The sequence below is a fragment of the Streptomyces endocoffeicus genome (assembly GCF_016741935.1).
Classification (GTDB): Bacteria; Actinomycetota; Actinomycetes; order Streptomycetales; family Streptomycetaceae; genus Streptomyces; species Streptomyces endocoffeicus.
Genome location: NZ_JAERRG010000002.1, coordinates 479783 through 491141, shown reverse-complemented (window position 1 = coordinate 491141; position 11359 = coordinate 479783). Strand labels below are relative to the sequence as shown.

General features: G+C 69.6%; 9 protein-coding genes. 2 read left to right on the top strand and 7 right to left on the bottom strand.

Annotation, left to right across the window (positions count from 1 at the left end; genetic code table 11):
- From mreC to JK364_RS09495, 7 genes are all read right to left on the bottom strand, one after another.
- Window positions 1-945: a rod shape-determining protein MreC gene (gene mreC / locus JK364_RS09525; RefSeq protein WP_201849580.1), complete on the bottom strand. Its 945-nt coding sequence runs from the start codon at window positions 943-945 to the stop codon at window positions 1-3.
- A gap of 143 nt (window positions 946-1088) precedes the next feature.
- On the bottom strand, window positions 1089-2108 hold the full coding sequence (locus tag JK364_RS09520; RefSeq protein ID WP_037946248.1) for a rod shape-determining protein: 1020 nt from the start codon (window positions 2106-2108) through the stop codon (window positions 1089-1091).
- 321 nt (window positions 2109-2429) lie between these two features.
- Window positions 2430-2843: a nucleoside-diphosphate kinase gene (ndk, locus tag JK364_RS09515; RefSeq protein ID WP_020871339.1), complete on the bottom strand. Its 414-nt coding sequence runs from the start codon at window positions 2841-2843 to the stop codon at window positions 2430-2432.
- Between the two features lie 74 nt (window positions 2844-2917).
- Entirely contained in the window at window positions 2918-3271 is a 354-nt protein-coding gene (locus JK364_RS09510; RefSeq protein ID WP_201849578.1) for a DUF4233 domain-containing protein, read from the bottom strand.
- 1 nt (window position 3272) lies between these two features.
- The gene (folC, locus tag JK364_RS09505) at window positions 3273-4778 is read right to left on the bottom strand and encodes a bifunctional tetrahydrofolate synthase/dihydrofolate synthase (protein WP_307841205.1); all 1506 of its coding nucleotides are present in this window, start codon (window positions 4776-4778) and stop codon (window positions 3273-3275) included.
- Between the two features lie 76 nt (window positions 4779-4854).
- Window positions 4855-6315 carry a peptidoglycan D,D-transpeptidase FtsI family protein gene (locus JK364_RS09500; RefSeq protein ID WP_201849576.1) on the bottom strand — a complete coding sequence of 487 codons (1461 nt, stop codon included), beginning with the start codon at window positions 6313-6315 and terminating at the stop codon, window positions 4855-4857.
- A 273-nt stretch (window positions 6316-6588) separates the two neighbouring features.
- Window positions 6589-9222, bottom strand: a complete 2634-nt coding sequence (locus JK364_RS09495; protein ID WP_201849574.1) for a valine--tRNA ligase — start codon at window positions 9220-9222, stop codon at window positions 6589-6591.
- A 118-nt stretch (window positions 9223-9340) separates the two neighbouring features.
- Here JK364_RS09495 and JK364_RS09490 point away from each other — a divergent pair, with 118 nt between their 5' ends.
- A complete protein-coding gene (locus JK364_RS09490; RefSeq protein ID WP_201849572.1) occupies window positions 9341-10279 on the top strand; it encodes a hypothetical protein in 939 nt (312 codons plus the stop codon).
- A gap of 51 nt (window positions 10280-10330) precedes the next feature.
- The gene (locus JK364_RS09485; RefSeq protein ID WP_201849570.1) at window positions 10331-11326 is read left to right on the top strand and encodes a hypothetical protein; all 996 of its coding nucleotides are present in this window, start codon (window positions 10331-10333) and stop codon (window positions 11324-11326) included.
- Window positions 11327-11359 lie beyond the last annotated feature (33 nt).

Sequence of the window (11359 nt, the reverse complement as noted above, 5' to 3'; positions counted from 1 at the left end):
TCAGCTCCTGTTGGCGGCCGGGCTGGTGGCGGTGGCGGAGGGATTGGCCGTGACGGTGACCGTGGGCGTCGGCTTGGGCTTCGCGGGCTTGGGCGGGAGCACGCTGTCCCGCGGGTTGGCGCGCGGCGGCTGGACGACGACTCCGACGATGTCCAGCTTGCTGAACCGGACGTACGGGCGCACCCGGAGCGTGCGGGTCAGATCGCCTCCGGTGGGATCGACGCCGACGACCTTGCCGACCGGGACGCCGGGGACGAACGGCTTGTCCGCCTGCGAGCCGAAGGTGACCATCCGGTCGCCCTTCTTGATCCGGGCCTTGCCGTTGAGGAGCTGCACATGGAGCGAGCGGTCGCCGCGCCCGGTGGCGAAACCGAGCTCGCCCGATCCCTCCATACGGGTGCCGACGGTGAAGTCCGGGTCGATGGCGAGCAGCACGGTGGCCGTCGAGGAGCCGACGGTGGTGACCCGGCCGACCAGCCCGTCGCCATTGATGACGGTCATGTCGCGGCGGATGCCGTCGCCGCTGCCCATGTCGATGGTGACGGTCCAGGAGAAGCCCTGGGCGGCGCCGATGCCGATGACCTGGGCACCTTTGATGCCGTATTGACCGGCGCCGGCGGTCTTCAGCAGCTTGTCGAGCTCGGCGGAGCGGGCGCGATCGCGGGCGTTGTTGCCGAGCCGCTGCTTGAGCTTGGTGTTCTCCTCCTCCAGCCGGCGGACCCGGTCGTGCCGGTCCCCGGATTCCCGTACGGCCGCGACCGCGTTGCCGACCGGGTCCACGGCGGAGGCGACGCCGTCCTCCACGGGCCCGAAGACGGAAGCGGCGGCGTGCCGGGCGCCGTCGAGGGGTGAGTCCTCGCCGCCGCGGATATCCACCGTGATCAGCGCGAACGCGATGGCGACCAGCAGCACCAGGAGCAGCCGGCTCTCTCGTGTGTCCCTCACGTGCGGCGACGTGCCTTCCTCGTCGAAGTCGGACCGATGCCGGGGATGTGACGACCGGTCGGTCCTGGGGAGCCTTATGCCTGTATATCAGCGTTCCGCCGCACGGGCAGCCAACCACCCGTACGGCCGGTCCGCCGGATTGTTCATCTGCGGGGCTGGGCGTCCAGCACCTGCTGGAGCGCCTCGAACTCCTCCACGCACTTGCCGGACCCGAGTGCGACGGAGTCCAGCGGGTCCTCGGCGATGTGGATCGGCATGCCGGTCTCGCGGCGCAACCGCTCGTCCAGGCCGCGCAGCAGCGCACCGCCGCCGGTGAGCACGATGCCGCGGTCCATGACGTCGCCGGAGAGCTCCGGGGGGCACTTGTCGAGGGTGGTCTTGACCGCGTCGACGATCGAGTTGACCGGCTCCTCCATGGCCTTGCGGACCTCGGCGGCGGAGATCACCACGGTCTTGGGGAGGCCGCTGACGAGGTCACGGCCGCGGATCTCGGTGTGCTCCTCCTCGTCGCCCTCGTACGCCGAGCCGATGGTGATCTTGATGTTCTCGGCGGTGCGCTCGCCGAGCAGCAGGCTGTACTCCTTCTTGATGTGCTGGATGATCGCGTTGTCCAGCTCATCGCCCGCCACCCGGATGGACTGCGCGGTGACGATGCCGCCCAGCGAGATGACGGCGACCTCGGTGGTGCCGCCGCCGATGTCCACGACCATGTTGCCGGTGGCCTCGTGGACCGGAAGGCCGGAGCCGATGGCCGCGGCCATGGGTTCCTCGATGATGTGCACCTGACGGGCGCCCGCCTGGGTGGACGCCTCGATGACGGCACGGCGCTCGACCCCGGTGATACCGGACGGCACACAGACGACCACTCGGGGCCGGGCGAGATACCGTCGCTTATGGATCTTGAGGATGAAGTACCGCAACATCCGCTCGGTGATCTCGAAGTCGGCGATAACGCCGTCCTTGAGCGGACGCACAGCGACGATGTTGCCAGGGGTGCGGCCGATCATCTTCTTCGCCTCGGCGCCCACGGCGAGAATTCCGCCGGTGTTGGTGTTGATGGCGACGACGGATGGCTCGTTGAGGACGATCCCGCGGCCCCTGACGTACACCAGCGTGTTGGCGGTCCCGAGGTCGACAGCCATGTCACGGCCGATGAACGACATGTTGTTCCCCATGAGGATACGTCAGGCCTTCCCTGCTGGAGCGATTGCTTGCTTGAGGTCGGCAGGATGGGTGCGCGCTGCGAGGCGCGGAGGTTTCATCGTAGTCACGCCCGCTCGAACACGCTGCGGGGGTCCTCCGCCATTGTCAGCAGAACACGACCCCGCCTCCTCTAATGGTGACGTCGTGTCGCGGAGATGCGTTCCCCCGATCGGCTCGCATATGCCGAAGGGCGGCCGGGTAATTCGGCCGCCCCCAGGTCAGCAGGGGTATGGCAAGTCGATGATCAAACTGATGGCCGATCAGTAACGATCGGATCGGGATCAGGCGAGCCCGGGAAAGAAAATCTTGATTTCCCGTTCGGCGGACTCCGCCGAGTCGGAGGCATGGATCAGATTTTCCCGAACGATGGTGCCGAAATCGCCACGGATGGAGCCCGGCGCCGCGGCGATCGGGTCGGTCGGCCCGGCCAGCGCCCGGACGCCCTCGATCACCCGCTCGCCCTCGACCACCAGCGCCACGGCCGGGCCGGAGGCCATGAACTCCACCAGCGGCTCGTAGAACGGCTTGCCGACATGCTCGGCGTAGTGCTGCTCCAGGACCTCACGCTCCAGCTGACGCAGCTCGAGGGCGCTGATCGTCCAGCCCGCCTTCTTCTCGATCCGCCCCAGAATCTCGCCCACCAGTCCGCGTCGGACGGCGTCGGGCTTGAGCAGGACGAGCGTGCGCTGGCTCACGGTGCGGGCTCCTTTGGGAAAAGACATGCGGCGGGGCTGTGAGGCAGAGGCTACATGGGGGAACGAGGGCCACATCACGCAGTGTCAGGCGAGGCGGCCGAGGACGCGGCGAACCGCGCCTTGGCCTCGTCGACCTTGCGGCCGAAGTGGACCGAGGCCCACCACAGCGCGGCGAAGGCCGCCCCGAGGAAGAACATGGTGGGCACCACGAAACCGCTCAGCACCAGGCCGATCTGCAGGGCCCAGCCGATCTGCACCGCACCCGGACGGCTCAGCAGCCCGCACAGCAGCACACACAGCCCCATGGCGATTCCGCTGACCGTCCAGACGGTGCCCGTGGACAGCCCGGACGTCTTCATCGCGACCAGCCCGGCGAAGCCGATCACGAAGAACTCGCCGATGAGGGTGGAAGCGCACAGCGTTCGCATATCAGCCCTTTCCCAGGAGGAGCCGGGCCTCGCCGACCGTGATCACCGACCCGGTCACCAGAACTCCCGCTCCGGCGTATTCACCCTCTTCTTCCGCCAGGGTGATGGCCGCCTCCAGAGCGTCGTCCAGCCGTGGCTCGACCTGGACCCGGTCGGAGCCGAAGACCTCGACGGCGATCGCGGCCAGCTCGTCCGGGTCCATGGCGCGGTGGCTGGAATTGCCGGTCACCACGACCTCGGCGAAGATCGGCTCGAAGGCTTCCAGCACACCGCGCACGTCCTTGCCGTCACTCGCGCCGACCACGCCGATCAGCCGGCTGAAGTCGAAGGACTCGGTGACCGCCGCGGCGGCGGCCTGGGCGCCCGCGGGGTTGTGCGCGGCGTCCAGCACCACGGTGGGGCTGCGGCGCACGACCTCCATCCGGCCGGGCGAGGTCACGGAGGCGAAGGCGGAGCGGATGGTGTCGATGTCGAGCGGGCGGGCGTGCTGGGAGCCGACGCCGAAGAACGCCTCCACGGCCGCCAGCGCCATCGCCGCGTTGTGCGCCTGGTGGGCGCCGTGCAGCGGGAGGAAGACATCGGTGTACTCCCCGCCGAGGCCGCGCAGGGTCAGCAGCTGACCGCCGACCGCCACCTCCCGGGACAGCACACCGAACTCCATGCCCTCACGGGCGACCGTGGCGTCCACCTCGACCGCGCGCTTGAGCACCACGGAAGCGGCCTCCACCGGCTGCTGCGCGAGCACCACGGTGGCGTCCTGCTTGACTATGCCGGCCTTCTCGACGGCGATCTGCTCCGGAGTGGTGCCGAGCCGGTCGGTGTGGTCCAGGGAGATCGGCATGATCACCGCGACGCCCGCGTCGATCACATTGGTGGCGTCCCAGGAGCCGCCCATGCCGACCTCGACCACCGCGATGTCCACCGGCGCGTCCGCGAAGGCCGCGTACGCCATGCCGGTGAGCACCTCGAAGAAGGACAGCCGGTGCTCCTGCTGGGCGTCGACCATCTCGATGTACGGCTGGATGTCCTGGTACGTCTCGATGAACCGCTCGGCGGGGATCGGCGCCCCGTCCAGGCTGATCCGCTCGGTGATCGACTGGACATGGGGGCTGGTGTAGCGGCCGGTGCGCAGCTCGAAGGCGCCCAGCAGCGACTCGATCATGCGGGCGGTGCTGGTCTTGCCGTTCGTACCGGTGATGTGGATCGACGGATAGGCCCGCTGCGGCGAGCCCAGGATGTCCATCAGCGACTCGATCCGCACCAGCGACGGGTCCAGCTTGGTCTCGGGCCAGCGGCCGGCCAGCTCGCCCTCCACCTCCCGCAGGGCGCGGTCCACCTCGGGGTCGGTCGGGCGGGCCGGGATGCCGTCCCCCTGCGGCGGCCCGGACTGCGCACGCAACGTCCGGCTGCCGGCCTCGATCACCGCCAGATCGGGGTCGCGGTCGGTCTCGGCTCCGACGATCTCTTCGAACTCGTCGGACTCGTTCTGGGGGCGCTCCTCGCTCACGCCGACCAGTCTACGAGGGAGGGGTGACAACCCGGCCCAGCGCCATCCCCACCCAGGTCACGACCCGGTATCAGGGTCACGACCCGGTATCGGCCAGTGCCGCCTTCATCATCGACTTGGCGATCGGCCCCGCCAGACCGCCGCCGGAGATGTCGGCGCGGGCCGCGTCGCTGTCCTCGACCACCACCGCGACCGCGACCTTGTGGCCGCCGCCGGCGTCCGCGTAACTGATGAACCACGCGTACGGATTGGCGCTGTTGTTCTCACCGTGCTGGGCGGTGCCGGTCTTGCCGCCCACCGTCACGCCGGGGATCTTGGCGTTGGTCCCGGTGCCCTGGTCCACGACCGTCCGCATCGCGGACTGCAGCTCGGACGCGGTGTGCTTGGACATCGCCTGGCTGTAGGTCTTGGCCGAGCCCCGGTCCAGGGCGGACGCGCTGCCGTCCGTGGTGCGGTCGATCTCGTACGGGGTCATCAGCTTGCCGTCGTTCGCGATGGCCGAGGAGACCATCGCCATCTGCAGCGGAGTGGCCGTCACATCGAACTGCCCCATACCGGTCAGGGCCGTCTGCGAGTCGTTCATCCCGCTCGGGTAGGTGCTCTTCGCGGCGCGCACCGGGATGTCCAGCTTCGCATCGTCGAAGCCCAGCTTCTTGGCCTCCGCCGCCACCTTGGACTGGCCGAGGTCCACGGCCATCTTCGCGAAGACCGTGTTGCACGAGTACTGGAGGGCGGTGCGTATGTTCGCGTTCTTGCAGGGCGCCGACCTGTTCTCGTTGTGCATGTCGGTGACCGTGCCCGGCAGCCGGTACGGATCCGGGCTCTTGGTCTGCTCGTCCACCGACGAGTACAGCCCGTTCTCCAGCGCCGCGGCGGCGACCAGCACCTTGAAGGTGGAGCCCGGCGGGTACGTCTGGCGCAGCGCGCGGTTCAGCATCGGCTGCTTGTCGTCCTTCTGGAGCGCGGTCCACGCCTTCTGGTCCGCCGTGGAGGTGCCCGCGAAGGTGCCCGGGTCGTACGAGGGGGTGCTGGCCAGGCCCAGGACGGCGCCGGTGGTGGGGTCGAGCGCCACGGCCGCGCCGGTCTTGTTCCCCAGTCCCTCGTAGGCGGCCTTCTGCACGGCCGGGTTGATCGTGGTGACCACGTCGCCGGGCTTGGACCGCTCCCGCGTCACCGCCTCGAGCGGGTTCTTCAGCCGGCTGTCGGAGCCGTCGAGCACCTGCCGCTCCAGGGCCTCCAGCTGAGTGCTGCCGTAGGACTGGGAGGCGTAGCCGGTGACCGGCGCCCAGAGCTTCCCGTCCGTGTAGGTCCGCTTGTACTTCAGGTCGCCCTTGGTGGCGGCCGAGCCGGTGACCGGCTTGCCGCCGGCGGTGATGTCGCCCAGCGGCCCGGCGTACTCGGAGATGGCCACCCGGGCGTTGCGCGGGTTCTCCCGGAGGCTGTCGCCTCTCGCCAACTGCACATAGGTGACCCAGGCGAGCAGGGCCAGCACGAGCAGCAGCGAGAACACCGATGCCCTTCTCAGCGGCTTGTTCATGGAGGGGGAGCTCCTTCCGGGACGTACGGCCGGATAACTCCCTGAAGGCAGTGTTTGGTTCCCGGTGGGGCATTGCTGTGTGGTGTCTGTGGGGCGTCTGTGGGGCTTCTCCGGGGGGCCTGTGAGGCTTCTCCCGGGCGTCTGTGCACATCCTCCTGGGCCTCTGTGGCACATCCTCCCGGGCGTCTGTGGCGCATCGCACACACCTCACGCACAAGCGCCTCCGCCGGATTCCGGCGGAGGCGCTGTGGTGCGATCGGTACCCCTCGGTGGTCAGCCCTTGGGGAGGGCCGCCAACTGGGCGGTGATCCGGGCGATATCGGCATCGGCGGTCGCCTGCCGGGTGCGGATCTTCTCCACGACATGGTCGGGGGCCTTGGCCAGGAAGCCCTCGTTGGACAGCTTCGCGGTCGTCTGCGCCTTGTCCTTCTCGGCCGCGGCGAGGTCCTTGGCCAGCCGCTTGCGCTCGGCCTCGACGTCGATCGCGCCGGACAGGTCCAGGGCCACGGTCGCGCCCGCCACCGGCAGCGAGGCGGTGGCCGTGAAGTCCTCACCGGCCGGCTGGAGGCGCAGCAGGGAGCGCATCGCGTCCTCGTGGGCGGCCAGCGAGGTGCCGGACAGCTCCAGCCGGGCCGGGACCCGCTGACCGGGCTGGAGGCCCTGGTCGGCGCGGAACCGGCGGACCTCGGTGACCACCTGCTGGAGGTTCTCGATCTCCCGCTCGGCCGCCTCGTCCCGGAAGCCGCTGTCGCCCGGCCAGTCCGCGATGACGACGGACTCCTGACCGGTCAGCGAGGTCCACAGCTTCTCGGTGACGAACGGGACCACCGGGTGCAGCAGCCGCAGCGTGACGTCCAGGACCTCGCCGAGGACGCGCCGCGCGGCGTCGGCCTCCGCGCCGCCCTTGGCGAAGGTGGTCTTGGACAGCTCGACGTACCAGTCGAAGACCTCGTCCCACGCGAAGTGGTAGAGGACGTCGGAGAGCTTGGCGAACTGGTAGTCCTCGTAGTACGCGTCGACCTCGGCGACCACCGCGTTCAGCCGGGACAGGATCCAGCGGTCGGTGGCGGACAGCCGCTCGGGGGCGGGCAGTTCGCCCTCGACCGTGGCGCCGTTCATCAGCGCGAAGCGGGTCGCGTTCCAGATCTTGTTGGCGAAGTTGCGGGACGCCTGGACCCAGTCCTCGCCGATCGGGACATCCACGCCGGGGTTGGCGCCGCGGGCCAGGGTGAAGCGGACCGCGTCCGATCCATAGGTGTCCATCCAGTCCAGGGGATTGACCGCGTTTCCAAAGGACTTGGACATCTTCTTGCCGAACTGGTCACGGACCATGCCGTGCAGCGCGATGGTGTGGAACGGCGGGGTGCCGTCCATGGCGTACAGGCCGAACATCATCATCCGGGCGACCCAGAAGAAGAGGATGTCGTAGCCGGTGACCAGGACCGAGTTCGGATAGAACTTCTCCATGCTCTCGGTCCGCTCGGGCCAGCCGAGCGTGGAGAACGGCCACAGGCCGGAGGAGAACCAGGTGTCCAGGACGTCGTTGTCCTGGTGCCAGCCTTCGCCGCTCGGCGGCCGCTCGTCCGGTCCGACGCAGACGACCTCGCCGTTCGGCCCGTACCAGACCGGGATCCGGTGGCCCCACCACAGCTGGCGCGAGATGCACCAGTCGTGGAGGTTGTCGACCCAGTCGAAGTAGCGCTTCGACATGTCCTCGGGGTGGATCTTCACCCGGCCGTCGCGGACCGCGTCGCCCGCGGCCTTGGCCAGTGGGCCGACCTTGACCCACCACTGCATGGACAGCCGCGGCTCGATGGTGGTCTTGCAGCGCGAGCAGTGGCCCACGGAGTGGGTGTACGGGCGCTTCTCGGCCACGATCCGGCCCTCGGCGCGCAGGGCGCCGACGACGGCGCTGCGCGCCTCCAGCCGGTCCAGGCCCTGGAAGGGGCCGTGGGCGGTGATGATCGCGTGCTCGTCCATGACGGTCAGGTTCGGCAGGCCGTGCCGCTGCCCGATCTCGAAGTCGTTCGGGTCGTGGGCCGGGGTGACCTTGACCGCGCCGGTGCCGAACTCGGGGTCGACGTGCTCGTCGGCGACGACCGGGATCCGGCGGCCGGTCAGCGGCAGCTCGATCTCGGTGCCGACCAGATGGCGGTAGCGCTCGTCGTCGGGGTGGACGGCGACCGCGGTGTCGCCCAGCATCGTCTCGGCCCGCGTGGTGGCCACGACAATGGAAGCGTCGCCCTCGCCGTACCGGATCGAGACGAGCTCGCCGTCATCGTCGTCGTACTCCACCTCGATGTCCGAGATGGCCGTAAGACAGCGCGGGCACCAGTTGATGATGCGCTCGGCGCGGTAGATCAGCTCGTCCTCGTACAGCCGCTTGAAGATCGTCTGGACGGCCTTGGAGAGCCCCTCGTCCATGGTGAAGCGCTCGCGGTTCCAGGCCACGCCGTCGCCCAGGCGCCGCATCTGGCCGGAGATCTGCCCGCCGGACTCGCTCTTCCACTGCCAGACCCGCTCGACGAACGCCTCGCGGCCCAGGTCGTGGCGGGAGACGCCCTCCTTGGCCAGCTCTCGCTCGACCACGTTCTGCGTGGCGATACCGGCGTGATCCATCCCCGGCTGCCAGAGCGTCTCAAAGCCCTGCATTCGCTTGCGCCGGGTGAGCGCATCGATGATCGTGTGCTCGAAGGCATGGCCGAGGTGGAGCGAGCCGGTCACATTGGGGGGCGGGATGACGATGGTGTAGGGCTCTTTGTCGCTCTTCGCGTCCGCCTCGAAGTAACCGCGCTCTACCCAGCGCTCGTACAGCGGCCCCTCTACATCGGCCGGCGCGTACTGGGTCGGCAGTTCGGGGTGGCTGTTCGGCCCGCTCGTGGGGCGCTGCGAAGAGTTCTCGGTCACGCCCGCAGTCTAAAGGGCGGCGGCCTTCCGTTACGAACCCGTTGTGGCCCCGGCGCCGAGGCGCTCAGGGCCGTCGGGAAGGATGTTTGGTACCTGTCATGCGCATAAGGAGAGGCACATGAGCCATCAGCAGCCGCCGCCGCAGCCCGGCCCCTATGGGGGCCAGCCAGGGCCGTACGGCGCCGGTCAGCCTCCCGTGCCCAATCCGTACGCGCAGACGCCGGGCTACGGACAGCCGCCGCAGGGCGGCTACGGCCAGCCGGGCCCGTACGGCGGGTCCGGCGGCGGCTATGGCCATCCTCAGCCCGCGAACCCTTACGGTCAGCCGCCGCAGCCGCCCCAGCAGGGCCCCGCGCCCCAGCAGGGTCCGGGCTACTACGGCGGGCCCCAGGCCCCGCCGCCCCCGGGGCCGGCGGCCGGTGGCAACGGTAAGGGCAGGAAGGTGGGTCTCGCGATCGGCGCCGTGGTGGTCGTGGCGGCGCTGGGGGTGGGGGCGTTCGCGCTGTTCGGCGGCGGCAGCGACGGCCCGTACAAGCTGACCACGCCCGAGACCGTGGCCTCGGACTACGAGCGCCAGGGCTCGGGCACGGACGACAGCGATCTGTCCGCGGCGGGCCGGAAGGACCTCCAGCAGGTGCCGGTCGTCAAGGACCCGCATCTGGTGGCGGCCGACTACCAGACCTCCGGTAAGGAGATGCTGAAGTTCACCGGCGTCTGGGGCGAGGTGACCGACCCGGAGCGGGGCGCGGACCTCGCACTGGCGGTCATCGTCAAGACGCTGCAGGACAACGGCACCGCGCAGGCCAAGGGCAGCCCCCGGACGTTCTCGCCGGACGGTTTCGACGGGGACGTCCTGAAGTGCCAGTCCATGAAGTTCACCTCGGATCAGGGATCCATGGAGGCCCCCGCGTGCGTCTGGGGCGACAAGGACACCCTGGGCGTCACGGTCATGGCGGATCCGGCGGCGGCGGTGCTCGGTGGTGGCATGTCCCTTGAGGACGCCGCCGGCATCACGGCCAAGGTGCGCAAGGACGCGCGCGTCGGGATCGACGGCTAGCGCGGCCGGCGCGGAGCGACACAACAGCACGATTTCTAACGAGGGATACAGATGAGCTACAACCAGCCGGGCCCTTACGGCCAGCAGCCCCAACAGCCGGGTCCCTACGGACAGGGTGGAGCGGCCGGCCAGCCCGGCTACGGCTACCCGCAGCAGCCGGGTCAGCCGGGTCCCTACGGACAGCCGCAGCAGCCGCCCCAGCAGGGCTACGGCTACCCCGGGCAGCCGCCGCAGGGCCAGCCGGGCCCCTACGGCCAGCAGCCGAACCCGTACGCCCAGCAGCAGCAGCCGTACGGCCAGCCGGGCATGCCGGGCCCGTACCAGCCGGGACCGGGCCAGGGCGGCGGCAACAAGAAGGGCCTGGCGATCGCGATCGGCGCGGTGGTCGTGGTGGCCGCGGTCGTCGGCGGTGTCCTGGTGTTCAAGGGCGGAGACGACAGCGGTGGCGGCGGTAAGGTCGCCGACGACGGCAAGCGGTACAAGCTCACCACCCCCGCGACGGTGGCCGGCGACTACACCAAGAGCTCCTCCGGCGGGGGCGGGCTCACCTCCTCGGACGCGGACGACTTCAAGAAGTTCGGCGTCACCGACCCCAAGACCGAGAGCGCGGAGTACAAGTCCGGCGAGGGCATGAGCGCCAAGCAGCTGCAGCTCAATGGCGTCTGGGGCGAGGTGAAGGACCCCGAGGCGGTCGTCGACGGCGCCTTCTCGAAGATCGCGCAAGAGGCCGAGAAGGACCCCTCCACCAGTGGCGGGATGAAGGCCGAGCTCGTGGGCAGCCCGGAGTCGGTGACGCCCAGCGGCTTCGAGAACGCCGTGATGAAGTGCCAGAACACCAAGTTCACCCCGACCGGGGACTCCGGCTCCAGCGGCATACCCACCAAGGGCTTCTCGATCCCGATCTGCATGTGGGGCGACAACAGCACGGTGGCCTATGTGGTCGTCTCCGACGCGGCCGCGGCGCTGTCCGGCAAGAGCATGTCGCTCGACGAGGCCGGTGAGATCACCGCGAAGGTCCGCAACGACGCGCGCGTGGAGATCAAGTAGCCGAGCGGGCCGCGCAGTTCACAGGCCACAGCC